19 protein-coding genes are annotated in these 24490 nt (G+C 65.5%); 11 read left to right on the forward strand and 8 right to left on the reverse strand.

Annotated features, from left to right (window positions below):
* Positions 1-66: 66 nt before the first annotated feature.
* Positions 67-1131 carry a selenide, water dikinase SelD gene (selD, locus tag BLA15945_RS25980; protein WP_081052058.1) on the reverse strand — a complete coding sequence of 355 codons (1065 nt, stop codon included), beginning with the start codon at positions 1129-1131 and terminating at the stop codon, positions 67-69.
* A gap of 115 nt (positions 1132-1246) precedes the next feature.
* On the opposite strand from selD, the gene BLA15945_RS25985 reads away from it, so the two are divergent.
* Positions 1247-2083, forward strand: a complete 837-nt coding sequence (locus BLA15945_RS25985) for a DMT family transporter (RefSeq protein ID WP_174993731.1) — start codon at positions 1247-1249, stop codon at positions 2081-2083.
* A gap of 33 nt (positions 2084-2116) precedes the next feature.
* Here the strand turns inward: BLA15945_RS25985 and BLA15945_RS25990 are convergent, their stop codons facing one another.
* On the reverse strand, positions 2117-3220 hold the full coding sequence (locus tag BLA15945_RS25990) for a porin (protein ID WP_174993732.1): 1104 nt from the start codon (positions 3218-3220) through the stop codon (positions 2117-2119).
* Positions 3221-3569: 349 nt separating this feature from the next.
* On the opposite strand from BLA15945_RS25990, the gene BLA15945_RS25995 reads away from it, so the two are divergent.
* The 3 genes from BLA15945_RS25995 to BLA15945_RS26005 are packed head-to-tail and all read left to right on the forward strand — an operon-like array spanning position 3570 to position 6759.
* Positions 3570-4469: an N-formylglutamate amidohydrolase gene (locus tag BLA15945_RS25995; RefSeq protein ID WP_174993733.1), complete on the forward strand. Its 900-nt coding sequence runs from the start codon at positions 3570-3572 to the stop codon at positions 4467-4469.
* A complete protein-coding gene (locus BLA15945_RS26000) occupies positions 4466-5239 on the forward strand; it encodes an IclR family transcriptional regulator (RefSeq protein ID WP_059238771.1) in 774 nt (257 codons plus the stop codon). The genes BLA15945_RS25995 and BLA15945_RS26000 overlap by 4 nt, the downstream gene beginning before the upstream one ends.
* Before the next feature lie 29 nt (positions 5240-5268).
* Positions 5269-6759, forward strand: a complete 1491-nt coding sequence (locus tag BLA15945_RS26005) for a YfcC family protein (RefSeq protein ID WP_059238769.1) — start codon at positions 5269-5271, stop codon at positions 6757-6759.
* A gap of 109 nt (positions 6760-6868) precedes the next feature.
* Here BLA15945_RS26005 and pdxR read toward each other — a convergent pair whose 3' ends face one another.
* On the reverse strand, positions 6869-8377 hold the full coding sequence (gene pdxR / locus BLA15945_RS26010; protein ID WP_174993734.1) for a MocR-like pyridoxine biosynthesis transcription factor PdxR: 1509 nt from the start codon (positions 8375-8377) through the stop codon (positions 6869-6871).
* Between the two features lie 120 nt (positions 8378-8497).
* Between pdxR and BLA15945_RS26015 the strand changes: the two genes are divergently transcribed.
* Together BLA15945_RS26015 and gabD are read left to right on the forward strand one after the other, a co-directional pair.
* Positions 8498-9787: a 4-aminobutyrate--2-oxoglutarate transaminase gene (locus BLA15945_RS26015; RefSeq protein WP_174993735.1), complete on the forward strand. Its 1290-nt coding sequence runs from the start codon at positions 8498-8500 to the stop codon at positions 9785-9787.
* A gap of 100 nt (positions 9788-9887) precedes the next feature.
* On the forward strand, positions 9888-11357 hold the full coding sequence (gene gabD / locus BLA15945_RS26020; RefSeq protein ID WP_174993736.1) for an NADP-dependent succinate-semialdehyde dehydrogenase: 1470 nt from the start codon (positions 9888-9890) through the stop codon (positions 11355-11357).
* Between the two features lie 294 nt (positions 11358-11651).
* On the opposite strand, the gene BLA15945_RS26025 is transcribed toward gabD, so the two are convergent.
* On the reverse strand, positions 11652-12995 hold the full coding sequence (locus BLA15945_RS26025) for a virulence factor (protein ID WP_233464299.1): 1344 nt from the start codon (positions 12993-12995) through the stop codon (positions 11652-11654).
* Between the two features lie 134 nt (positions 12996-13129).
* Complete coding sequence (locus tag BLA15945_RS26030; protein WP_174993738.1) at positions 13130-15442, reverse strand: T6SS effector phospholipase Tle3 domain-containing protein; 2313 nt, start codon at positions 15440-15442, stop codon at positions 13130-13132.
* On the opposite strand from BLA15945_RS26030, the gene BLA15945_RS26035 reads away from it, so the two are divergent.
* Positions 15441-15815 carry a hypothetical protein gene (locus BLA15945_RS26035; protein ID WP_174993739.1) on the forward strand — a complete coding sequence of 125 codons (375 nt, stop codon included), beginning with the start codon at positions 15441-15443 and terminating at the stop codon, positions 15813-15815. The genes BLA15945_RS26030 and BLA15945_RS26035 overlap by 2 nt on opposite strands.
* A 902-nt stretch (positions 15816-16717) precedes the next feature.
* On the opposite strand, the gene BLA15945_RS26040 is transcribed toward BLA15945_RS26035, so the two are convergent.
* Positions 16718-18262, reverse strand: a complete 1545-nt coding sequence (locus BLA15945_RS26040; protein ID WP_174993740.1) for a methyl-accepting chemotaxis protein — start codon at positions 18260-18262, stop codon at positions 16718-16720.
* Positions 18263-18573: 311 nt separating this feature from the next.
* Here BLA15945_RS26040 and BLA15945_RS26045 point away from each other — a divergent pair, with 311 nt between their 5' ends.
* The 3 genes from BLA15945_RS26045 to BLA15945_RS26055 all read left to right on the forward strand — a co-directional run bounded on the left by BLA15945_RS26045 (position 18574) and on the right by BLA15945_RS26055 (position 20590).
* Complete coding sequence (locus tag BLA15945_RS26045; RefSeq protein ID WP_174993741.1) at positions 18574-19431, forward strand: class I SAM-dependent methyltransferase; 858 nt, start codon at positions 18574-18576, stop codon at positions 19429-19431.
* On the forward strand, positions 19428-19988 hold the full coding sequence (locus tag BLA15945_RS26050; RefSeq protein ID WP_174993742.1) for a GNAT family N-acetyltransferase: 561 nt from the start codon (positions 19428-19430) through the stop codon (positions 19986-19988). The genes BLA15945_RS26045 and BLA15945_RS26050 overlap by 4 nt, the downstream gene beginning before the upstream one ends.
* Before the next feature lie 122 nt (positions 19989-20110).
* Positions 20111-20590, forward strand: a complete 480-nt coding sequence (locus BLA15945_RS26055) for a DUF523 domain-containing protein (protein ID WP_407045115.1) — start codon at positions 20111-20113, stop codon at positions 20588-20590.
* Positions 20591-20689: 99 nt separating this feature from the next.
* On the opposite strand, the gene pcaF is transcribed toward BLA15945_RS26055, so the two are convergent.
* Positions 20690-21892, reverse strand: a complete 1203-nt coding sequence (pcaF, locus tag BLA15945_RS26060; protein ID WP_059238754.1) for a 3-oxoadipyl-CoA thiolase — start codon at positions 21890-21892, stop codon at positions 20690-20692.
* 226 nt (positions 21893-22118) lie between these two features.
* Here pcaF and BLA15945_RS26065 point away from each other — a divergent pair, with 226 nt between their 5' ends.
* Positions 22119-22907 carry an IclR family transcriptional regulator gene (locus BLA15945_RS26065; RefSeq protein ID WP_059240889.1) on the forward strand — a complete coding sequence of 263 codons (789 nt, stop codon included), beginning with the start codon at positions 22119-22121 and terminating at the stop codon, positions 22905-22907.
* Between the two features lie 61 nt (positions 22908-22968).
* Here the strand turns inward: BLA15945_RS26065 and BLA15945_RS26070 are convergent, their stop codons facing one another.
* Entirely contained in the window at positions 22969-24483 is a 1515-nt protein-coding gene (locus tag BLA15945_RS26070; RefSeq protein ID WP_174993744.1) for a M81 family metallopeptidase, read from the reverse strand.
* Positions 24484-24490: the final 7 nt, after the last annotated feature.

The following is a 24490-nucleotide window of genomic DNA, read 5'->3' on the forward strand; positions in this document are numbered from 1 at the left end:
GTCGATGCCTTCATGGAAGGCATCGATTCTAGCGACGTCAAAACGATCCGGTGTGTGAATCCGGCGTCAGGCGACGTCGACGCGCGAGGGCCCGTCAACCATCTCGCCGATTACGACCGCGCGGTCGAAACCGTCGGCACGGAAGCAGGCGAGCACTTCATCGACGGTTTCCGGTGCGCACGCAACCAGCAAGCCGCCTGACGTCTGCGGATCGGTCAGCAACGCCTGCGCGACGGGGGGCAGGCCGTCGGCGAGCCGCACGTCGGTGCCGTATGCGGCCCAGTTGCGGCCCGACGCGCCGGTGAACACGCCGTCGGTGACGAACGCCTCGACACCGGCAAGCCACGGCAGCGACGCATAGTGCACGCGCGCGGTGAGCTGCGCGCCGCGCGCCAGCTCGAGCGCATGGCCGAGCAGCCCGAAGCCCGTGACGTCGGTCAGCGCATGCACGCCCGGCAGCGCAGCCAGCTCGGCGCCCGGCCGGTTCAGCTTGGTGGTCGTCGCGACCATCTGCGCGTAACCGTCGGCATCGAGCTGGTTCTTCTTCAGCGCGGCCGACAGCACGCCGACGCCGAGCGGCTTGCCGAGCACGAGCACGTCGCCCGCGCGCGCGGCCGCATTGCGCTTCACGCGCGACGGATGCACGACGCCGATCGCCGCGAGCCCGTAGATCGGCTCGACCGAATCGATCGAATGGCCGCCCGCGACCGGAATGCCGGCATCCGCGCACACCGATTCGCCGCCGCGCAACACGGCCGCGATCGTCTCGTGCGGCAGCACGTTGATCGGCATGCCGACCAGCGCGAGCGCGAGGATCGGCTTGCCGCCCATCGCATAGACGTCGGACAGCGCGTTGGTCGCCGCGATGCGGCCGAAGTCGAACGGATCGTCGACGATCGGCATGAAGAAATCGGTGGTCGCGACGATCGCCTGCTCGTCGTTGAGCCGGTAGACGGCCGCGTCGTCGGACGTCTCGGTGCCGACCAGCAGGTCCGGGAACAGCGCGGGCGGCGTCGCGCGCTTCAGCAGCTCGGACAGTACGCCCGGCGCGATCTTGCAGCCGCAGCCGCCCCCGTGCGACAGGCTCGTGAGGCGCGGAACGGCAGGCTGGGCTTGGGTGGCTTCGGTCATCGTCGGCATCCGGTGAATAACAACGTTCCATTATCGACAATTCCGCGCGAACGCGCCGGATACCCACATAATTGACGGCGCTGCTCCTCCCCCGCTCCCGTCCTCACTTCCGTTCATGGATCACCTGTTCATCGGCCTCGTGCTGTGCTCCGCGCTGCTGCACGCGATCTGGAATGCCTTCCTCCACGTCAGTGAAGACCGGCTCGTGCAACTCGGCACGATGTCGCTGCCGTATCTCGCGTTCGGCGTCGCCGGCGCCGCGCTGCTGCCCGCGCCGGCGCCCGCCGCGTGGCCGTACATCGCCGCATCGGCCGCGCTCGAGGTCGCGTACTGCTTCACGCTGGCGCGTGCGTACCGCAGCGGCGAATTCGGGCAGATCTATCCGATCGCGCGCGGCATCTCGCCGCTGCTCGTGTCGGTGCTGGCGCTCGCGTTGCTGCACGAGCGGCCGACGCCGTTCGGCTTCGCGGGCATCGCGCTCGTGTCGTTCGGCATCATGTCGCTCGCGCTGCGGCGCGGCTTCCGGTTCTCCGGCGAAGGCGTGCCGTATGCGCTGCTCACAGGCGTGTTCATCGCCGCGTATTCGATCTGCGACGGGATCGGCTCGCGCATCTCCGGCAGCGCGCTCGGCTACATCGCGTGGGTGTACCTGCTGTGGAGCGTGCCGCAGCTCGTGCTCGTCTGCGCGCTGCGCGGCGGCCCGCGCGCGGTGTTCGCGTCGCGCACCGCGCTCGTGCAGGGCGCGATCGCCGGCACGATCTCGCTCGCCGCCTACGGGATCGTGATCCTTGCGTACCGGCACCTGCCGGTGGCGACGGTATCGGCGCTGCGCGAAACGAGCTCGATCTTCGCGGTCGCGATCGCCTGGTTCGCGATGCGCGAGCGGCCGGGCGTGCAGCGGCTCGCCGCGTGCGCGCTGGTGGTTGCGGGCGCGGCGCTGATCCGGCTGTAAGCGGACAGCGCGCGCCCGCGGCCTGCCGCCGCGTCAGAACTTGTGGCGGATGCCGGTCACCGCGACGATCTGCGTACGTGTGCTCGACGGATTCGAGATCCCTTCGATCGCGGCCACGGCGTTCGACGACGCGCGCTGGTAGAACGCATTCACGTAGATATCGGTGCGCTTCGACAGGAAATACTGCGCACCGGCGCTGGTCTGCAGGTAGTGCGCACTCGGCTTGGGCCCCTGCGACGCGAGCACCTGCGTGTAGGTTTCGCCGAGCGCGAACTGCAGCGCGGGTGTCATCAGGTAGCGCACGCTGCCCTCGTAGTTGTTGAAGCGCATCGCACCGCCCGTCTGCAGGTTGAACAGCGAACTGGTGTACAGCAGCCCGAAGGTCGCGGCGCCCCACGCATACGCGCCGCCCGCGCCCCAGATCTGCTGGCGCGTCACGCCCTTGACGAACGTGTAGTAATTGTCGGACGCGGCCGCGCCGGTCGTGTCGAGTGCCGGATGATCGACACGCACGTACGCGGCGCCAAGCTGCAGCGGCCCGTTCTCGTAGCTCGCGCCGAGGCTCCACACGCGGTTTTCGGCGAACGACGTCGAATTCGAGAAGCCGTACAGGCCGACCGCGCGCAGCCCGTACCACGTGGGCGTCTGGTACTGCACCGCGTTGTTGGTGCGGAACGTGTTGTTCAGGTCGTCGGTGTCGAACGGATGCAGCGCGTACTGCGTGAGCGCGGTGGTCGCACCGATCTGCAGCGGCTCCAGCACTTCCTGAGCCGCGTTGTACTGGCGGCCCATCGTCAGCGTGCCCCAGCGGTCGTTGTCCAGCCCCACGTACGCGCGCCGCCCGAACAGCCGGCCGCCCTGGCTCGCGGTGCCGGTCTCGATGTTGAAGCCGTTCTCGAGCCGGAACACCGCGCGCGTGCCGCCGCCGAGATCCTCCTTGCCGAGCAGCCCCCAGCGCGTGCCCTGCTCGTTGCCGCCGGTCGCCTGCCACGCGGCATGACCGTTCTGGTTGTTCGTGTAGGTGATCCCCGAATCGACGACGCCATACAGCGTCACGCTCGATTGCGCGTGCGCATGCGTCGCGCCTGCCGCGATTGCGATGCCTGCCAGCGCGACCGCCATTTCCTTCCGCTTCATCTCCGACCCCTTTTTGTCGACTAAATATGGGGAGCGATTTAAATCGCCCATGACTTGTTTTATTGAATAAAACATCGTCTTATTAATTGTTGATTTCGACGATTTACAGCGTCAAGTCATGCCAAAAATAGAACGCGAAGGTCACATCCTCCGATTCTCAAGGCGTTTCGAAGAATGAAACAAATCCAATAACGGCGGGCATTACAGGCCGATCAGAGCATGCAGATCCGGCTTTGAAAAAAGCCCTTGACCGCAATTTTCTGCCGTTGTGAAATATTGATACGCTGTTTTAATCATTAAAACAAACGAACGAGACACTTCGAGAAACTAGGTAAAGAACCTGATCCCCATGGTGACGTTTAATTGCAACAACGCGGCCGCCGGCACACCGCCCGCGTATTTCGTCGCGCAACCGACGGCGCCCGCGCTGCCGATCGTCGTCGATTCGCCGCACAGCGGCATCGCGTATCCGCCCGACTTCTCGACCGTCGCGCCCGACGACGCGATCCGCACGACGTGGGACGCGTATATCGACGAACTGTGGGCCGGCACCCCCGCACGCGGCGGCACGCTGCTCGGCGCGACGTTCCCGCGCGCCTACATCGATCCGAACCGTGCGGAAACCGATATCGACGAAACGCTGCTCGCCGAGCCGTGGCCCGCGCCGCTTGCGCCGCAGCCGTACACGCAGCGCGGAATGGGGTTGATCCGGCGCGACGCGCTGCCCGGCGTGCCGCTGTACGACCGCAAGCTGTCGCTCGCTGAAGTGCGCCACCGGATCGACGCGTACTACCTGCCTTACCGCCGCGCGCTCGCCGGCATCGCCGCGCCGCTGCATGCCGCGCACCGCGCGCTGTGGCACATCGACTGCCACTCGATGAAGTCGCGCGGCAACGCGATGAACGTCGACGCGGGTGCGCTGCGGCCGGACGTCGTCGTCAGCGACCGGCGCGGCACGACCGCCGACCCGGCGTTCACCGCGTGGACCGCGCAATGGTTCGCCAGCGCCGGCTACCGCGTGCAGATCAACGACCCGTACCAGGGCGGCGACCTGCTGACCGCGCTTGCCGACCCGGCGCAGCAGCGCCACAGCATCCAGATCGAATTCAACCGTGCGCTGTACATGGACGAAGCCGCGTTCGCCAAAAACGATGGCTTCGCCGCGCTGAAACGCTCGGTCGATGGATACCTCGACGCGCTCGCCGGTTACGTGCGCGCACGCATCGCCTCGCCGGGAGACGCCGCATGACGACCTACATCGTCGACGCCGTCGACAGCGCGCTGAAGCTGCTGACCTACGTGGCCGAGCATCCGAACCTCGGCGTGACCGAACTGGCGTCGCAGCTCGGCATCAACAAATCGCGCACGTACCGGATGCTGTGCACGCTCGAACTGCACCGTTTCGTCGTGCAGGACGCGCGCACGTCCACCTATGCGCTCGGCCCGCAGGCGTTCGTGATCGGCGTGGCCGCGTCGCAGCAGAACGCGCTCGTGCGCGCCGCGCACCGGCACATGCTCGCGCTCAACCAGGCGATCAACGAAACGATCGTGCTGCGCGTGCGCGAAGGGCTCGAATCGGTATGCGTCGCGCGCTGCGAAACGACGCACGCGGTGCGCACCGTCGGCGCGGTCGGCAACCGCCGGCCGGTCAATTTCGGCGCGTCGGGCAAGGTGTTGCTCGCGTTCGCGCCGGAAGCCGTGCGCGACGAATATCTCGCGCAACTGCGCCGGAACGGGCAGGCCGACGATCCGGCGAAGCTGGCCGGCGAACTCGACGCAGTCGCGCGCAAGGGCTACGCGGTCAGCAGCGGCGAGGTGACGCCCGGCGCGGTCGGGATCGCGGTGCCGGTGCGCGACCTGACGGGCGCGACGGTTGCATCCGTCAGCGTGACGGGCCCCGAGGTGCGCGTGAGCCACGCCGACATCCCCGACTATCTCGAACGCCTGCAGGCGTGCAGCCACGCCATTTCCGCCGAACTCGGCTACGTCCCGGCGCGCGCCGCGCTGCAACCGGCCTGACGGCCCGCTCCTTCTTCGACGAGGATCCGATGTCCGCCTCTTCCCCGAACCCGGCCGGCGCGCACGGCGCCGACCCCGCCGCGCGCGCGGCCGACGATCCGGCCGCCCCCGCCGGCCACGCACCGCATCCGCACGGCAAGATGCTGCACCCGGTCGTGATGATGCTGTGGGTACTGGCCGCCGCGATCGCGCTCACGTGGATCGTCGACTCCGGTCACTTCGAGCGCAACGGCCGGCTCGTCGTGCCGGGCACCTATCACGTGGTGCCGAAGACGACCGACCTGTCGACGCTCGTCGCGCCGGCCGTCAGCCACAGCACGCCCGCACAGGCCATGCCGGCGAGCCTCGTATCCGCGTTCGTCGTGGTGCCTCAGGGGCTGCTGAAGAACGCGCCGCTGATCGTGATGGTGATGTTCGTCGGCGGGATGTTCGGCGTGATGCGCCGCACGGGCGTCGTCGATGCGGGCATCGACCGGCTGCTGCAGTTGACCGGCAACAACGCGTACCTACTGACGCCGATGCTGATGATCCTGATCGGGCTCGGCAGCACGCTGCTCGGCTTCATCTCCGAGTACCTCGTGATCATTCCGATGGTCGTCGTGATCGCGCGGCGCCTGGGGCTCTCCGACCTGTACGCGGTCGCGCTCGTCGCGCTCGCCGCGAAGATCGGCTACATCGCGTCGGTCACGAACCCGCTCGCGCTCGCCGTCGCGCAACCGCTCGTCGGCGTGCCGCTGTTCAGCGGCGTCGCGCTGCGCGCGGCCGTATTCGTCGTATTCCTGACGATCGGCATCCTGTACCTGCTGCGCCATGTGCGCAACACCGGCTATCGCGCCGGGCAAACGGCCGCCGGTCACAGCGCGCACGCGGCCGCGAAGCTGTCGCTGCGCCACAAGGCGACGCTCGTCGTGTTCGCCGCGGCCGTCGCGATGCTGATCTACGGCACGCGCGAACTGAAATGGGGCAACGTCGAACTCGCGGCGTTCTACGCGGCCGTGAGCATCGCGACGGCCGCGATCGGCCGGCTCGATTCGCGCAGCGCGGCCGATGCATTCGTCGACGGGATGAAGAACATGATGCTCGCGGCGCTGCTGATGGGGCTCGCCGCGTCGGTCGAACTGCTGCTGCAGAACAGCCTCGTGCTCGACACGCTGATCAATTTCTTCACGCGGCTCGCGGACGGGCAGTCGCCGGTGTGGGTCGCGAACGGGCTGATGGGCGTGCAGATGGTGCTCGACGTGTTCATTCCATCGGTGTCGGGCAAGGCCGCGGTGAGCATGCCGATCATCGGGCCGATCGCGCAGCTGTCCGGTGTGAGCGGCCAGACGTCGGTGCTCGCGTTCGTGCTCGGCGGCGGGCTGACGAATCTCGTCACGCCGACGTCCGGCATGCTGCTCGCCTATCTCGCGACCGCGCGCGTCGATTTCGGCGCGTGGATCCGCTTCGTGCTGCCGCTGTTCGCGATCCTGCTCGCGCTGTCGTGCGTCGCGCTGACGTTCGCGGTGTGGATCGGGTATTGAGGTTCGGCGGCGCTACGTCACGTACATGCTCTCCGCGATGCGGAGCGCATGGCCCGGCCCGGGTACAACGACGGCCATACCCGCGCGATACGGCAGCGGCATGTGCCGCTCAGGCCACCTCGATCACCTTGCCGAACGCCCGCTCGTCGATCGCCTCGGCGAGCGTCGCAAACGCGGTCGCGATCTCGTCCTCCGGCACGCACGCATAGCCGAGCAGCAACCCCGACGCCGCGCGCGCGCGATCCGCGTAGTAACCGGACAGCGGCCGCACGACGATGTTGCGTTCGAGCGCGGCCTGCGCAACCGCGCGATCGTCGACGCCCTCCGGCAGCTGCGTGACGAGATGCAGCCCCGCATCGCTGCCGAGCGCCTGCAGCGTGTCGCCGTAGCGGTGCGCGACCGCGTCGAGCAGCACCTCGCGGCGCTGCCCGTACAGCGTGCGCATCTTGCGGATATGCGACACGAAGTGCCCCTCCGCGATGAATTCGGCGAGCACGGCCTGCTGCAGCAACTGCCCTTCGCGATACAGCTCGGCGCTCGCGGTCGCGAAGCTTTCCGCGAGCGGCTCCGGCGCGACGAGATAGCCGACCCGCAGCCCCGGGAACAGCGTCTTGCCGAAACTGCCGACATAGATCACCTGCCCGGCCGTATCAAGGCCCTGCAGCGACGCAAGCGGCCGGCTGCCGTAGCGGAATTCGCTGTCGTAATCGTCCTCGATGATCCAGCAGCCGTGCTGGCGCGCGTATTCGAGCAGCATCCGGCGCCGCGCGAGGCTCATCACCATCCCGAGCGGATACTGGTGCGACGGCGTGACGAGCATCAGCTTCGGCGGTTCGGCGAGATCGGCGGCCGACGGCGCAATGCCTTCGTCGTCGACCGGAATCGGCCGCGTGGTCAGCCCCGACACGTTCAGCACGCTGCGCACGCCCCAGTAGCACGGGTCCTCGGTCCAGATCGCGTCGCCCGGATCGGTCAGCAGCCGCACCGCGAGGTCGATCGACTGGTGGATGCCGGTGGTGATCACGATCTGCTCGGGCGTGCAGCGCACCGAGCGCGACGTGCGCAGGTAGTCGGCCAGCGTCTCGCGCAGCAGCGCGAGCCCGCCGCCCGGCGCGTAGGTCAGCAGGTCGGGGCGCAGGCGCCGCCAGTACTTGTTGTGCAGCCGCGTCCATACGCGTGCCGGAAATCGCGACACATCGGGCACGCCCGGCATGAACGCGCCGCCCTGGCGCTTCGATACGCCGGCGCCGTCGACCAGCCGCGAACCCCGCGCCGACAGCCGCCGCGTGGACGGCACCACGACGGCCGGGCCGGCCGCCGCGTCGGGCGTTGCGCCGACGATCTCGTCCGGCGCGCTGTCGGCGACGAACGTGCCGCGGCCGGTCGCCGAGTTCACATAGCCTTCGAGCGCAAGCTGTTCGTAAACCTGCGTGACCGTGTTGCGCGCGATTCCGAGCTCGGCGGCCAGCAGCCGCGACGACGGCACGCGCGTGCCGGCCGGCAGTTCGCGCGACAGGATCGCCTGTTGCAGCAGCCGGTGAAGCTGCCGGTAGATCGGCTGCTCGCCGCCGCGCACGAGGCGCTGCGCCAGCCAGTCCGACAACACGCTCGCGCGCATGATTGGCTCCTGAATATTTATTGAAATGGCTCTGATTGTCAGAGCCAAATGTGATTATAGTCCCCTGCATGGGCTGCCAAGGCGCCCGATTTTCTACTCACCGGAAAGAACATCAAGGAGATGACCGTGAAGAATGCCGACCTGCAGGCCCGCAAGAACGCCGCCACCCCGCGCGGCGTCGGCGTGATGTGCGATTTCTACGCAGCCCGCGCCGAGAACGCGGAACTGTGGGATGTCGAAGGCCGCCGCTTCATCGATTTCGCCGCCGGCATCGCGGTGCTGAACACGGGCCACCGCCACCCGAAGATCGTCAAGGCGATCGCGGATCAACTGAACAACTTCACGCACACCGCTTACCAGATCGTCCCGTACGCGTCGTACGTCGAACTGGCCGAGAAGATCAACGACCGCGCGCCGGGCGACTTCCCGAAGAAGACCGCGTTCTTCACGACCGGCGCCGAAGCCGTCGAGAACGCGATCAAGATCGCGCGTGCAGCGACCGGCCGCCCGGGCGTCATCGCGTTCTCGGGCGGCTTCCACGGCCGCACGATGATGGGCATGGCGCTGACCGGCAAGGTCGCCCCGTACAAGCTGAACTTCGGCCCGTTCCCGGGCGACGTGTTCCACGCCCCGTACCCGAACGCGGTGCACGGCGTGACGACGGCCGACTCGATCAAGGCGATCGAGATGCTGTTCAAGGCCGACATCGATCCGAAGCGCGTTGCCGCGATCATCTTCGAACCGGTCCAGGGCGAAGGCGGCTTCAACCCGGCGCCGGCCGAATTCGTGCGCGCCCTGCGCAAGATCTGTAACGAACACGGCATCCTGCTGATCGCCGACGAAGTCCAGACGGGCTTCGCGCGTACCGGCAAGCTGTTCGCGATGCAGCACTACGACGTGCTGGCCGACCTGATCACGATGGCGAAGAGCCTGGCAGGCGGCATGCCGCTGTCGGGCGTCGTCGGCCGTGCGGACGTGATGGACGCGGCAGCGCCCGGCGGCCTCGGCGGCACGTACGCGGGCAACCCGCTGGCCGTCGCATCGGCACATGCGGTGCTCGAGATCATCGACGAAGAGAAGCTGTGCGACCGCGCGACGCAACTCGGCGACGTGCTGAAGGCGAAGCTGAATTCGCTGCAGGCCGACGTGCCGCAGATCGCCGACGTGCGCGGCCCGGGCGCGATGATCGCGGTCGAGTTTCTGAAGCCGGGTTCGGGCGAGCCGGATGCCGAGTTCACGAAGCGTGTGCAGACGCGTGCGCTCGAGCGCGGCCTGCTGCTGCTCGTGTGCGGCGTGTACTCGAACGTCGTGCGCTTCCTGTTCCCGCTGACGATCACGCAGGCCGTGTTCGACGAAGCGCTCGTGGTCCTCGAGGAAGTGCTGAAGGAAACGGTCGGCGTGCCGGCCTGAGTTCCCGTCCACGTCAACTGAATGCGCCGCCGCCGTCGTGAAGACGGCAGCGGCCGTTTTCTTCCGTCCTTATCCGTCCTTTTCAAAGCAGGCGATGCATATGAGCACCGTTCAGGAAACCCTGGCACTGAAAGATCCGTCGCTGTTCCGCCAGCAGGCGTACGTCAATGGCGAATGGCAAGGCGCAACGAACGGCGAGACGTTCGAAGTCCGCAACCCGGCGACGGGCGGCCTGCTCGGCACCGTGCCGGCAATGGGCACGGCCGAGACGCGTCACGCGATCGACGCCGCGAACGCCGCATGGCCGGCGTGGCGCAAGAAGACCGCGAAGGAACGCGCGGTCATCCTGCGCAAGTGGCACGACCTGATGATGGAAAACGCCGACGACCTCGCGCTGATCCTGACGACCGAGCAAGGCAAGTCGCTGGCCGAAGCGAAGGGCGAGATCGGCTACGCCGCATCGTTCCTCGAGTGGTTCGCGGAAGAAGGCAAGCGCGTGTACGGCGACACGATCCCGACGCCGGCGAGCGACAAGCGCATCGTCGTGACGAAGGAAGCGATCGGCGTGTGCGCGGCAATCACGCCGTGGAATTTCCCGGCGGCGATGATCACGCGCAAGGTCGGCCCGGCACTCGCGGCAGGCTGCCCGATCGTCGTGAAGCCGGCGGAAGCGACGCCGTTCTCCGCACTCGCGATGGCCGTGCTGGCCGAGCGCGCGGGCGTGCCGGCCGGCGTGTTCAGCGTCGTCACGGGCGACCCGAAGGCGATCGGCGGCGAACTGACGTCGAACCCGATCGTGCGCAAGCTGTCGTTCACCGGCTCGACGCCGGTCGGCCGCCTGCTGATGGCGCAATGCGCGGCGACGGTCAAGAAGGTGTCGCTGGAGCTCGGCGGCAACGCGCCGTTCATCGTGTTCGACGACGCCGACCTCGATGCGGCCGTGCAGGGCGCGATCGCGTCGAAGTACCGCAACAGCGGCCAGACCTGCGTGTGCACGAACCGCTTCTACGTGCATGAAGCCGTGTACGACCAGTTCGCGCAGAAGCTCGCGGCAGCCGTCGGCCAGCTGAAGGTCGGCCGCGGCACGGAGCCGGGCGTCACGCAAGGACCGCTGATCAACGAAGCGGCCGTGCTGAAGGTCGAGGCGCACATCGAGGATGCACTCGCGAAGGGTGCGACCGTCGTGACGGGCGGCAAGCGCCACGCGCTCGGCCACGGCTTCTTCGAGCCGACCGTGCTGACGGGCGTCACGCCGGCGATGAAGGTCGCGAAGGAAGAGACGTTCGGGCCGCTCGCGCCGCTGTTCAAGTTCGGCAGCGACGAAGAAGTGATCGGTCTCGCGAACGACACCGAGTTCGGCCTGGCCGCCTACTTCTTCAGCCGCGACATCGGCCGCGTGTGGAAGGTGGCGGAAGCGCTCGAATACGGGATGGTCGGCGTGAACACGGGGCTGATCTCGAACGAAGTCGCGCCGTTCGGCGGCGTCAAGCAATCGGGCCTCGGCCGCGAAGGCTCGCACTACGGCATCGACGACTACGTCGTGATCAAGTACCTCTGCCTGGCCGTCTGACGGTTCAGGGCCTGCCGCTTCGGCGACAGGCCCTGACCGCCCGGCCGGAACCGGGCGGTCCGACGCGGGCCGGCGTCCCTCTCCGTTGTGCCCGCGTCATCTCGCAGTGCTACTTTCGAAGTCTTCCGGTTCCCCATATGCGAATTCGCTGCCGCCCAGGCGGAACGTCACACCGTTCGCGAATTTCGTTCACGCCTCATTGCTCGTTCCGCGGCAAGCTGCTGAATCGAGCGTTTCGCTTCGATCCCGTTCAGGAGCGGTCCGCGCGCAACCTGTGTGCGACGTCCCCCGCCATCACCACGAATAGCCCTGCATCCCGTAGTTGGTGTCGTGACGACGCCCCCACCACGGCAGGTAAGCGTTGTTTTCGCCGCGCGCGCGAAACCAGTCCTTGTCCGGATCGATCGGTGTGAGTTTCGACGGGGGCGTCACTACGACAGCGACTGGATGTTTCGGGTCCGTCGTGCCAGCAACCAACGCGTTACCGCCGAAGTGATTGATCCGGCCGATCGCCAGCACGACGTCCGTCAATGCGCTACCGGTTCCCATGTCGCCGAGCAATGCTGCCGTGTTGAACGTCTGATTCTTGTGGTCGTATTCGGGCAGGATTTCAGTCAATGTCTGCGACAGTCCGACAAGACGAGCCGATGCGACATCGCTGCCGGCACCGGCGTCATGAACGACGTACTTGATATCTGGGGTCGCGATCCCTGCGTTGCGTGCTGCCTGGTCGATGGTTGCCTTCCATGCTTGCACCGTTCGTGTTGTACCGGTCTTTTGCGAAAACGCATCGGTGTTGCCGGTCGCAGTCCTGCCGATCCACGCGAGTGGTTCGCGCTCGGTGTTGAAGGTCGGACCAGCGAGGAACAACACGACGAGGTTCTCGTTGATCTGGGCATCGGTGGGCGGGAAACTCGGCGCGTCCCAATTCATCACCCATACGCTCTTGTCGGGGTTCGCCTGCAGGTAGTCCAGCGCGTTGTTCAGCGACGTGAAGCCAGCGCTTGCGCCGCCTTGCGTGATCTGCACATCTGGGGGTGTGCTGTGGCTCCATACCTTCGGAAAATGTGGATTACCGATGGAAAACGTCTTTCGAATCGAGTCTTGCAAGTAGCTTTGAGAATCAGACGCGTCAAGCCGCTCAGGAATGGCAAGCTCTACGCGAATACCGGCCAGCTCCCGCCAGTCTTTTCGATCATCAGGGCTCACTGTGTAGAAATACTTCGGGTTTGTCGCATAGCGTGAACGTAACAGAAGCGGGAATTCGTACATATATTTGTGATAGAAACCCTTGAATGTCTCCGTACCTTCATTTCCGTCGGCAATCCCAGCGACTGATTGGAGTGTCGTAAACGACTTCGGGTCGGTACGCATCATGTCGTCGTTTTTGTTTGGTGCAACAAGCCCTTGCGTCCACAGCGTTTGCCACTCTGTTGAATAGTCTTTGCGTTGCAACGGATTTAGCCAAATCAGGCCGACGACCTGTGCAACGAAGGGTCTTGCGGGTACTTCAGAGTGAGTGACTGCGGTAGTCGCTGCAGCGGGCGGCGGCACCGCTTGCGCGGTACGCGTCATGGCCGTGGTGAGTAAAAACACCATTAGCGCTAGTAAGCCGGGCACGACTACGAATCGTTTCATCCAATCTCCTGTTTTCAAGTGTGCCGGGTCCGGTTGTTCTACATATGCCATTAGAGTGGCCATCAGCAGGGTCGCGATTATCCATGCCACGACCGTGACGGCAATGCGTCGCGGCCATGTTGCGATGATTGCTCTCATCCCGAACCCCCAACCTTGAGATAGAACTGGCCTTCGCGGTCGTCCACGATTGAAGTGGGCATCTTTCCTTCACTGTTTTCGATATGAATCCACTGGTGCATAGGAAGTTGGTCAATATCGCCGCGCGAAAAATAGTCGTAGTACTTATTTACCAGACTGCCGTCGGAAATCCCTTTGCCCATTCGCCAGTCTGCCTCAATTCGAAGCGCTTTCATTTGTTCAGGCGTCAGGTAACACGGACCAATCGCCACGTCATACGCCAGCGCTTTTTCCGCATGCTCCGGGTTGGTCATCGTCGTCGAGTGGTTCGTCGGGCTGTTCGTCGTACCGCGATCAAGCCAATCCACGATCTGCTTGTCGCGCCATTCCTTGTAGCCTTCAGATAGAGCGCTTTTGCCGTCCTCACCGATGACGTGACCATCGCTGTCGACCCACTCCGTGTTCAACGTTCGGCGAGCCTCCATCCGCAGCAGGGCGCGGTCCTCGTAACGCTGCCCGGCTTCACTTTCGGCCGTGCCGTGAGCGTCGCCGTCCATGGTCTTCGCCTTGTATTGGTCGTAAGGATCGTCGGCCTGTTTGTCCGCATCGGCCTTGCTCGCATCGCGCCATGCGGATAGTGGATCGTTGCCTTCGTTGAAGGTACTGGTTGCTTCGCCATCCTCGGTCAGAATCGGCTTGTCGAACCTCAACGCCTGTGGCGGAAACGTCTCGTCCAGCGCCGGTGCGTCCGCCAATACCTCCCAACCCTTCGGCGGATCGGCGTTCACGCGAAACATGTTCATTGCCGAACTGAACCCGGTCGCGACGAACATGATCGGCGCCGAGAACAGCGTTGCCGCCATCCCCCAGACCGACTCATTCCCCTTGAGCGCACCGACCAGATTGAACTTCGCCGGCGGCGAGGGCGGATACCAGAAGCCCCTCTTCGTGCCTTTCTTGCCGTACCGCCAGTCGTCTTCCCAATAGCGGTAGCGCTCCTGCACACCGACATCGAAACCGGAAGCGAACACGCGTTGCGTCAGGACGCCGTGTACGCCGATATCCGTCAGTTCGTGCTTGCCGATGCCGCGCCAACCGATACCCTGCACGGTGATCGCCGAGATCACCTGATCGTGCGGACAGCAATATGCAGTGACGCGCCCGTACGTCGATCCGTTCAGGCCGTGGCGCGCACGGTCGGCCAGTGCGGTATACGACTTGTTGCTCGTCGGCGATACCCGGTGATTCGCCATGTCGGCATCGACCGTGTCGGGCGACGGTTCATGGGCAGCGCGATTGCCGATCAGGGACAAGAAAGTGCGGAGCGTTTGAGTGCGCGCCGCGTAGGTCTGTCGACCACGATTGCCCGCAGCATCCTTCGTCGCACGTTGCGACCAGGTATCCATGAACGTGTCGGATTTGTGCGGGCCTTCACTATTCGCCAGGCTATAAGGAGCGTTGGCCAGCACATAGGCATCCGCGACGCATCGCCCCTCGCACCCACATGGATCTTCCACTTCCGGTAACGCGTCACCGAAGAACGCGCCCGTGAGGCCGACGATATTCCCCTGGCTGTGGCACACGACGGTGATCGGCACGTCGGCGCGCATCTTTCGAATCGACTCGATCAGTTTGGCAAGCCGCAATGCGGCAAGCACGCCATACGCACGCGGCGGCGCGCGATACAGCGGCCGGTTGGTCGGGTTGATGCCCTGCACGGTTATCCAGCCCATGGCTCGATCGTCGAGGCCGCCGTGCCAAAGATCGGGCAAGCTCGAACAGCCATTGGTAAACGGGCCACCTCCCCAATAATCCTTCTCGTTGAGAAAGATCTTGTCGCCGTATTCCTTCAGTTCATCCAGCGTCGCCTTGTAGCCCCACCGAAAATGGATGACGGGCGAAAACGATGGATCAGATTTGACATAGTTTCCCGCCCAAAGCTTCGGATTGAGAAACCCCTCCGGCGTCACGCTCTCGGTGTACCTCGCAGGCGTCAACTGCCCGGCGTCGACACCGTGATACTTCATCTGGTCGTCCAGTCGTCCCAGCCGACGATTCAGGCCTTTGCACAATCCCTCTTCGGACGCCTTGAACCATTCGCCCTCGGAGTTGACGCCGTGGACGAAGATGACGACGCCGGGCAAAGGCAGTTGCTTGACGCAGATGAGCCGCTTGTCCTTGTCGAACAACGTCGGCCCTTGGGTTCGGCCAACGATGATAGGCGGCGGGGCGGACCGCGATGCCGTTGCGTCGGGAGCGCCGGCTGTCGTGGCCGTGCCATCGGCGTGCGTAGCCGCTACCGGCCGAGGATCGAGAAACGAGTCGGTCATGGTCTCAACCATGCTCATCGATGAGCTGCACCGCCAGCGTGTCGAACTGGCCGGCATAGCCAGCCGGCAGTTCGCCGGTCGTGTCGCTCGTAAGGCACACCGACACTGGCCGTTCGAGAAACAACCGGGACGACGGATCGTCACGCGTGGAATCGCAAGTGCCCGCCATCATCCGTTCACGGACGTCAGCGAGACGGACAGCCTTCAGACGACCGGCTGCGCGTTGCTCTTTCCCGAAATGAAAAGCGACCGGTCGCGTGCTCCAGTCGACCGGAGCGGATGCAAAGGTACGAAGTATTGCTGCTATCTGCACGACGGCAATCTCATTATTCTCGGCCCGAATTCAATTTCATCCCAACCGAAATCTCAATAAAAATAATTTCATTCGAAATTTATCGCACTAAGAATATCAAACCCATTCAGCTTGATGCTGAAATTTATATATTGAGATGAAAAATGGCGTCACGAGAAACAGTATTTGACAACTTATGTGACACAATATTTTTATGATAAAAATCTTATTCAAAAAATTGTTTAACGATACGATTCGAAAACTATTTAGCATAAAGCGCCACCGAAGCATTTAATCTTTTTTGTCGAATCGAATTTAGCGCAGACCAAAAATTGGACCTGTCCTAAGTCTCAACAAGCGGATGTCCATTGCGAAGTCGGAACAGGACAAAAAAAAGATGGCGCTAGCCTGCTCAACCGTGCTCTTAGGTTTGTCCAAGCTCTTGTGATTCGCCCTTCAACGCCACTGACAGCGGCTTTGATGCTGCTCGGGAGTTCGCAGCCGGTTGGTGTCGCCGTACCTGACGCGCCGCGAACCGCAATTGCCTAGCGAGGTTCGCGTCGCGATCCAACTGACTCCCACTGGCCGTGCGGCACGAATGACGCTTCGATGTGGTGTAGCGCTCGCGATCCGGGCACCGTGTATTCGCATTCACCCTACCCGGTTGCTCGCAATAGCACCGACTCCAAGGTGACCGATGACAAGCGTGAATGATTTGAAATCGGATACGTTGATTCCGCGGCGCACCGCCTTTCTCATCAGTCGATCTACAGATAAATTGAGTCGAGTGACAGCTTTCCGGTCTTTTCGCCATTTATCGCGTTCCGTTCCGGCTATTCAATTCAATGCGTGAATACAAAATCCGAAACAGGAACGTCGATCCGTTGGCGCATTCCAATTGAATCGAAAAACCTGAACGCGCATCGCACGCGTCAACCATGATGCATTGATCGGGCGCGCACATTGCGTGCGCGCCCCGACCCTCACCGAAACACGTTCACCGCATCCACCAGCCGCGTCGCCTGCTGCTTCAGGCTCTCCGACGCCGCCGTGCTCTGCTCGACGAGCGCCGCGTTCTGCTGCGTGATGTTGTCCAGGTGCACGACCGCCTGATCCACCTGCGCGACACCCGTGCTCTGCTCGGCCGTCGACGAGCTGATCTCCGCGATCAGGTCCGACACGCGCTTCACCTGCGTGACGATATCCTCCATCGTCCTGCCCGCCTCGTCCACGCGCCGCGCGCCCGACTCGACCCGCTCGACGCTCGCGCCGATTAGCGTCTTGATCTCCTTCGCCGCGTTCGCACTGCGCTGCGCGAGCGCGCGCACCTCGCCCGCGACCACCGCGAAACCGCGCCCCTGCTCGCCCGCACGCGCGGCTTCGACCGCCGCGTTCAGCGCAAGAATGTTGGTCTGGAATGCAATGCCGTCTATCACGCCGATGATGTCGGCGATTCTGCGCGAGCTGTCGGTGATGTCGCTCATCGTCGTGACGACCTCGCTCACCACCTGCCCGCCGCGCTCGGCCGCGTCGCTCGCGGAAACCGACAGCTGATTCGCCTGCAGCGCCGTCTCCGCATTGCTCGACACGGTCGCCGTCATCTCGGCCATCGAGGCGGCCGTCTCCTGCACGCTCGATGCGGCCTGCTCGGTGCGTGCGCTCAGGTCGTTGTTGCCCTGCGCGATCTCGTTGCTCGCGCGCTGCACGTTGTGCACCTGTTCGCTGACGTCGTCGACAAGCCAGCGGAACATCAGCCCGAGCTGGTTGATCGTGCGCAGCGTCATGCCGATCTCGTCGACGCGGTTCATCCGCACGCCGCGCCGGCTTTCACCCGTCGCGACGTTCAGCGCCTGCTCGTGCAGCCGCTTCAGTGGTTGCACGATCTGCGCGTCGAGCCACCAGCCCGCTGCGGCCGCCACGCCGGCCGTCACGCCGGCAAACACCGCGAGCCCGCCGCCGGACAGCCCGCATGCCCAGCCCGCGCCGACGACCGCCGGCGCCAGCACGCACAGCGCCGAATGAATGCGCGCGCGCACCGACATCGTCTGCGGCAGCGACGCGATGCGCAGCAGCCCGGTGCGGATCACGAGCCCCTTGTGAAACCGGCGCTGGCCGGCCTTGCCTTCGCGAAACGCGCGATACAGCGCGTCGGCGGCCGCGGTCTCGTCGCTCGGCGCCTTCGTGCGCACCGACATGTAGCCCTGCGGCTCGCCGTTGCGCATCACCGGAATCGCGTTCGCACGCACCCAGTAGTGATCGCCGTTCTTGCGGCGGTTCTTCACGAGCGCGGTCCACGGCTCGCCGCGCTTGAGTGTCGCCCACATGTCGGCGAACGCCTCGCGCGGCATGTCGGGGTGGCGCACGGCATTGTGCGGCTGGCCGACCAGCTCCTCGTTCGAGAAGCCGCTTACCTGCGCGAACGTCGTGTTCGCGTAGGTGATATAGCTGTCGGCATCGGTCGTCGACATCAGCGTGACGTCGTCGGGAAAATCGAATTCCTGTTGGGTAACGGGCTGGTTATTGCGCATGCAAGGCTCCGAAAGGCGGATCTGTTGTCCGCGCCGCGTTGATATCACGCTCAGTAGCCGAAAAACGGTTGATCGCTTTACGACGGTCTCGTCCTTACTGTCGGCAATTCGTCGGAAAACCTTAATCCTGTCGCGCATAAAATATGCAATCGGGCCATTGCCATGATTTCGATCAAATAATCCGGCGATAATCTCCGCGCGCGTTTATCCGCTTGTCACAAAGCCCCGTACCGCTTGACAATGCCGGCATCCGTTGCACGCGGCGAGACAATTTGGCCTATCCGGCCCCATTCCACCGTAATTCGAATTCAATGAAAAAGGCATTGCACGAACTGAATCGGCTGTCCTGGAATACGGCGACGGTCGCGCATAACAGCCACAAAGGCGATCAGGCCGCGTTTTTCCGCAACGGCGGCTCGACGCTGTTTCCGGAAGAGCGCGAACTGCTCGGCGATCTCGCGGGCCTGAGGCTCCTGCATCTGCAATGCAACGCGGGACAGGACACGCTGAGCCTCGTGCGCGACGGCGCGGACGCAACCGGCGTCGACATCTCCGACGAGGCGATCGCGTTCGCGCGGCAACTGTCGGCCGATGCGGGGCTGCCCGCACGGTTCGAGCGCGCCGACGTGCTCGACTGGATGCCCGACGCCGCCGCGCGCGGCGAGCGCTTCGATCGCGTGTTCACGTCGTACGGCGCGATCTGCTGGCTGTCGGACCTGGCCGCATGGGCGCGCGGCATCGCCGCGCTGCTCGCGCCGGGCGGCCGCTTCGCGATGGTCGAGTTCCATCCTTTCGCGCTGTATTTCGACGAACACTGGCAGCCGCACTACGACTACTTCAAGGGCGACGCGACCGAGGAGCCCGCAGGTGTCGGCGATTACGTCGCGGCTTCCGGCACGGGGCTCGGCACGCAGCACGACCATCCGGGCGTCGTCGATTTCGCGAACCCGCATCCGAGCTACGAGTTCATGTGGGGCATCGGCGACGTGGTGAATGCGCTCGTGTCGGCCGGGCTCGCGATCGACCGCCTGAACGAATATCCGTACGCGAACGGCTGGAAGGGTTTCGACGGCATGCGCGAGCTCGAAGGCCACCGGATGGTGCCGCCCGACGGCATGCCGCGCCTGCCGCTGATGTACGCGATCGCCGCGCACCGGGTGGCCGCATGATGCGCCGCACAGCCGCCGAACGCGACGCGCTGTCCGCCCGCCTCCTTGCGCGCGACGACGTGCCGCTCGTGTGGACCATCGACCGGCGCGAGATCATCGAGCACCTGTACGTGCTGCGCGACGGCACGCTGCGCCGCGTGCCGGAGTTCTACGACGTAGCCGGCTGGCCCGACGGCGAAGCCGACCACTACACGCCGATCCTGCTCGACTGCCATGATCGCGGCGGCTGGTTTCTCGGCAGGTTCGACGGCGCGAGGCTCGTCGCGGCGGTCGTCGTCGACAGCCGGCCGCTCGGCCCGCGACGCGACATGCTGCAACTGAAGTTCCTGCACGTGAGCCACGACTGGCGCGGCTGCGGGCTCGGCGAACAGCTCTATCACGCGGCCCGGGCGCAGGCGCGCGCGATGGGCGCCGAACGCCTGTACGTGTCGGCCACGCCGTCGCAGCGCACGATCGACTTCTACCTGCGGCTCGGCTTCACGGTCAGCCCGGCGCCCGACCCCGAGCTTTACGCGCTCGAGCCCGAGGACATTCATCTGGAAGGACCGGCGGCCTGACCGCCCGGCACGCGGGTGAAGCGTAGAATTTCCCGCTCTGCCTCAACCGCCATCCGCCATCACGGAGCACGACATTGAAGAACGACCCGCAACCGCAAGCCACGCCGAAGATTCTCGTCAGCATGTGCGTGATCGGCCATCCGGTCCGTTACAACGGCTCGGCGAAGACCGCCGCGCACGACGCGCTCGAACGGTGGCAGCGTGAAGGGCGTCTCGTGCCCGTCTGCCCGGAACTGGCGGGCGGCTTCAGCGTGCCGCGCCCGCCCGCCGAAATCGCCGGCGGCGAATCGGGAGCGCAGGTTCTGTCGGGCAGGGCACGCATCGTCGACGTGAACGGCACCGACGTGACGGCGCCGTTCGTTTCCGGCGCGCACACCGCGCTGGCCATCGCGCAGGCGCACGATTGCCGCTTCGCGATCCTCGCAGACGGCAGTCCGTCGTGCGGCAGCACGTTCATTTACGACGGGAGTTTCGGGAACCGGCGGCATGCGGGCACCGGGGTCACGGCGGCGTTGCTGCGCGAGCATGGCATCGAGGTGTTCGCGGACACCGAGATCGGCGCGCTCGACGCGCGCCTCGGGCAGCTATCGGAAGCCGGTTAACGACGATGGGCGGCACGGGAATCCTCGTGCCGCCCATCGTTGCGAAGCGCAACAGCAGTCAAGCGGCACAGGTCCGGCCGCTTCACCTCGTCACACTGATCAGACGCGTTCGATCGCGATCGCGATGCCCTGACCCACGCCGATGCACATCGTGCACAGCGCAAAGCGGCCGTTCGTGCGATGCAGCTGGTACATCGCGGTCGTCACGAGACGCGCGCCCGATGCGCCGAGCGGATGGCCGAGCGCGATCGCGCCGCCGTTCGGATTCACGCGCGGATCGTCGTCGGCGACACCCAGCATGCGCAGCACCGCGAGGCCCTGCGACGCGAATGCCTCGTTCAGCTCGATCACGTCGAACTGGTCGATCGTCATCCCGAGCCGCGCGAGCAGCTTCTGCGTGGCCGGCGCCGGGCCGATGCCCATCACGCGCGGTGCCACACCAGCCGTCGCGATCCCGAGCACGCGTGCACGCGGCGTCAGGCCGAAGCGCTTCGCGGTTTCTTCGTTCGCGAGCAGCAGCGCGGCGGCGCCGTCGTTGACGCCCGACGCGTTGCCGGCCGTCACCGAGCCGTCCGGGCGCACGACGCCCTTCAGCTTCGCGAGCGTCTCGAGCGACGTCTCGCGCGGATGTTCGTCGCGCGACACGACCACCGGGTCGCCCTTCTTCTGCGGAATCGTGACCGACACGATTTCATCGGCCAGCGTGCCGTCCTGCTGCGCCCGCGCGGCCTTTTGCTGGCTGCGCAGTGCGAACAGGTCCTGATCCGCACGGCTGATGTTGTAGTCGACCGCGACGTTCTCGGCCGTCTCCGGCATCGAGTCGACGCCGTGCAGCTGTTTCATCAGCGGATTGACGAAGCGCCAGCCGATCGTCGTATCGTAAATGTCGGCCTGACGCGCGAACGCGCTGGCGGCCTTGCCCATCACGAACGGCGCGCGCGTCATGCTCTCGACACCGCCCGCAACCATCAGCGCGGCTTCACCCGACTTGATCGCGCGCGCGGCCACGCCGACCGCATCCATCCCGGAACCGCACAGGCGGTTGATCGTCGAACCCGGCACGCCCTGCGGCAGGCCCGCGAGCAGCGCCGACATGCGCGCGACGTTACGGTTGTCCTCGCCGGCCTGGTTCGCGCAGCCGTAGATCACGTCGTCGATCGCCGTCCAGTCGACGTCGCGGTTGCGCTCGACGAGCGCCTTGAGCGGCACCGCGCCCAGATCGTCGGCGCGCACGCCGGACAGTGCGCCGCCGTAACGCCCGATCGGCGTACGGATCGCATCACACAGAAAAGCTTCGGTCATCAGTGTCTCCGGTCCCATGAAGGCTGGGAAATGAACAGGGCGCGCCCCTTGCATTGCCCGCCGGGATGCGCTTAAATGTTCTATATACGAACATAAGATCGTGTATCGAACGTTCAACGCATCATAGGGAGTGCAGGGACGACCTGTCAAGCGCGCGGTCCGCCGCGCGGTTGGCGTGTCAGGCCCCATGCGCTATCTTCTCGGCTGCACGACATTCCAGGCGCTCATGACAACCGAAGACACTCAGACGAAACCCGGCGACTCCTATGTACAGTCGTTCGCACGCGGCCTCGCGGTGATCCGCGCGTTCGACGCGGCACGCCCCGAGCAGACACTCACCGAGGTCGCATCGGCCACCGGGCTCACGCGCGCGGGCGCGCGCCGGATCCTGCTCACGCTGCAGACGCTCGGCTACGTCGAAGCCGACGGCCGGCTGTTCCGGCTCACGCCGAAGATCCTCGAGCTCGGCTTCGCGTATCTCACGTCGATGCCGTTCTGGAATCTCGCCGATCCGGTGATGGAGCAGTTGTCGGCACAGATCCACGAAAGCTGCTCGGCGGCCGTGCTCGACCGCACCGAGATCGTCTACGTGCTGCGCGTGCCGACGCACAAGATCATGACGATCAACCTGTCGATCGGCAGCCGGCTGCCCGCGTACTGCACGTCGATGGGCCGCGTGCTGCTGTCCGCGCTCGACGACGCGGCGCTCGACGAAACGCTCGCGCAGAGCGGCATCCGCGCGCATACGCCGCGCACGATCACGGATCTCGGCGAGCTGAAGGCGACCATCGCGCAGGTGCGCCAGCAGGGCTGGGCCGTGGTCGACCAGGAACTCGAAGTGGGCCTGATGTCGCTGTCCGCGCCGATCCGCAACCGGCGCGGGCAGATCATCGCGGCGATGAACATCAGCGGCAACGCGCAGCGGCATACCGCGAAGCAGATGGTGAAGGAGTTTCTCGGGCCGCTGCAGCAGGCCGCGCAGACGGTATCGGAGCTGGTTGCACGGCGCGGTTGAGCGACGTGGCCGGGTGCGCACATCGCGCCCGCCCGGCCACGCGTCGACGGCGTGCCGCGCTTCAACCGTTGCCGGTGAATGCCGCTCCTGCCGGCTTCATCCGGATGCCCGGAGCCAGCCGGGTCCATGGCAACTCGGCCGGATCGGCTGTCATCGGGCCCGGCGCCGCGGCAACGAGCACCGCGTGGGCGATGCCCTGGAAATCGGCGCGAAAGTGCACGGAGCTTTTGTTGACGAGGATGCGCATCGCTTCCGGCTCGACGCCGCCCACGCGATAGAGATTGCGGTCGAGCATCTGCGCCTTGCCGCTGCTCACCACGATCAGCACGCCATCGATCCACAGGCAGGCAACCGGCCCGATATCCGCGCGCATGCCGTTCATCATCGGGCCGTCATACCGGCAGATGCCGTCGGACAGGTTCACGACCTCGAAACGCGCGTGGTACGGCTCGTCGCCGGGCACGCCGGAGACACCGCCGAGCGCCACCTCGATGAACGCACCGACCCCGGCGCGATGGGCCGCCGCCGCGGCCGCCGGATCCCAGATCAGGCCGATCGCCGCATCGCGTGCGCCGTTGCGCAGCAACGCCCGCAGCATGCCCGTCGTGTTCGAGTCGCCGCCCGCGCCGGGGTTGTCCTGCGTATCGGCGATGACGACCGGCTTGCCGGCCCCCTCGGCAAGCCGCATCGCTTCGAGCACGGCGGCATCGGGCGACAGGAACGGCACCTGCCACGCGGCCTCGTCCGCCAGCATCCTATCGTAGAGTGCCTGCACGGCTGCCTCGGCCGACACGGCGTCGTCGCCGTAACCCCAGATGACCGGGCCGCATTCCGGGAAATCGGCCGCCGGAAAACCCGGCGCAAACGACAACGACGCCACGGCCCCGGTTTCCAGCGCCGCGAGCTGCGCATACATGCCGCGCGAAGGTTCGAGCAGCGTGCACATGCCGTTGATCGGGATCAGGAACGGCAGCCGGCGCGCCGCGCGATGCAGCGGGCGACCGCCCGCCGCCCGCGAGACGAGCAGGCGCTCGAGCAGCACGGCCGCGCGTTCGCCGGTCTCGGCCATGTCGACATGCGGATAGGTGCGGAAGGCGACCAGCGCGTCGGCCTCGTGCAGCATCCTCGCGGTGACGTTGGCATGCAGGTCGAGCGACGCGACCACCGGCACGGCCGGGCCGACCGCGGCGCGCACGCGCTCCAGCAACGTGCCTTCGCCGTCGTCGGCATGCTCCGCGACCATCGCGCCGTGCAGGTCGAGGTACACGGCGTCGTAGCCTCCGTTGCGAACCGCCGCAAGGATTTCGCCGGCAATGCGCTCGAACGCGTCCTCGGTCACGTGGGCCGACGGGCTTGCGCCCGCCCAGATGACCGGCAGCAGGGTCCAGCCGCGCCGTTCCGCCGCGACGATGAATCCGCCCGCGGGAATGTTGACGTCGCGCAGCGCGAGCACGTCGTCGCCCCGCACCATGGCCGGGAAGCCCTCGCCGCGCTCGAAGTTTGCGTAAGCGGCTTTCGACGGCGCGAACGTATTGGTTTCATGCTGAAAGCCGGCGATTAAAATGCGCGTGTTCAAAAACGTG

This window comes from Burkholderia arboris (assembly GCF_902499125.1).
In the GTDB taxonomy this organism is placed as follows: Bacteria; Pseudomonadota; Gammaproteobacteria; order Burkholderiales; family Burkholderiaceae; genus Burkholderia; species Burkholderia arboris.

Bases quoted from the DNA above. Each gene is read 5' to 3' on its own strand.
- BLA15945_RS26040 (WP_174993740.1), bottom strand. From the start codon at position 18,262: ATGCGCAATAACCAGCCCGTTACCCAACAGGAATTCGATTTTCCCGAC.
- BLA15945_RS26000 (WP_059238771.1), top strand. From the start codon at position 4,466: ATGACGACCTACATCGTCGACGCCGTCGACAGCGCGCTGAAGCTGCTG.
- BLA15945_RS25995 (WP_174993733.1), top strand. From the start codon at position 3,570: ATGGTGACGTTTAATTGCAACAACGCGGCCGCCGGCACACCGCCCGCG.
- BLA15945_RS26050 (WP_174993742.1), top strand. From the start codon at position 19,428: ATGATGCGCCGCACAGCCGCCGAACGCGACGCGCTGTCCGCCCGCCTC.
- selD (WP_081052058.1), bottom strand. From the start codon at position 1,131: ATGACCGAAGCCACCCAAGCCCAGCCTGCCGTTCCGCGCCTCACGAGC.
- BLA15945_RS26005 (WP_059238769.1), top strand. From the start codon at position 5,269: ATGTCCGCCTCTTCCCCGAACCCGGCCGGCGCGCACGGCGCCGACCCC.
- BLA15945_RS26055 (WP_407045115.1), top strand. From the start codon at position 20,111: ATGTGCGTGATCGGCCATCCGGTCCGTTACAACGGCTCGGCGAAGACC.
- BLA15945_RS25990 (WP_174993732.1), bottom strand. From the start codon at position 3,220: ATGAAGCGGAAGGAAATGGCGGTCGCGCTGGCAGGCATCGCAATCGCG.
- gabD (WP_174993736.1), top strand. From the start codon at position 9,888: ATGAGCACCGTTCAGGAAACCCTGGCACTGAAAGATCCGTCGCTGTTC.
- BLA15945_RS26030 (WP_174993738.1), bottom strand. From the start codon at position 15,442: ATGACCGACTCGTTTCTCGATCCTCGGCCGGTAGCGGCTACGCACGCC.
- BLA15945_RS26025 (WP_233464299.1), bottom strand. From the start codon at position 12,995: ATGAAACGATTCGTAGTCGTGCCCGGCTTACTAGCGCTAATGGTGTTT.
- BLA15945_RS26035 (WP_174993739.1), top strand. From the start codon at position 15,441: ATGGTCTCAACCATGCTCATCGATGAGCTGCACCGCCAGCGTGTCGAA.
- BLA15945_RS26015 (WP_174993735.1), top strand. From the start codon at position 8,498: ATGACCGTGAAGAATGCCGACCTGCAGGCCCGCAAGAACGCCGCCACC.
- BLA15945_RS26065 (WP_059240889.1), top strand. From the start codon at position 22,119: ATGACAACCGAAGACACTCAGACGAAACCCGGCGACTCCTATGTACAG.
- BLA15945_RS26045 (WP_174993741.1), top strand. From the start codon at position 18,574: ATGAAAAAGGCATTGCACGAACTGAATCGGCTGTCCTGGAATACGGCG.
- pdxR (WP_174993734.1), bottom strand. From the start codon at position 8,377: ATGCGCGCGAGCGTGTTGTCGGACTGGCTGGCGCAGCGCCTCGTGCGC.
- BLA15945_RS25985 (WP_174993731.1), top strand. From the start codon at position 1,247: ATGGATCACCTGTTCATCGGCCTCGTGCTGTGCTCCGCGCTGCTGCAC.
- pcaF (WP_059238754.1), bottom strand. From the start codon at position 21,892: ATGACCGAAGCTTTTCTGTGTGATGCGATCCGTACGCCGATCGGGCGT.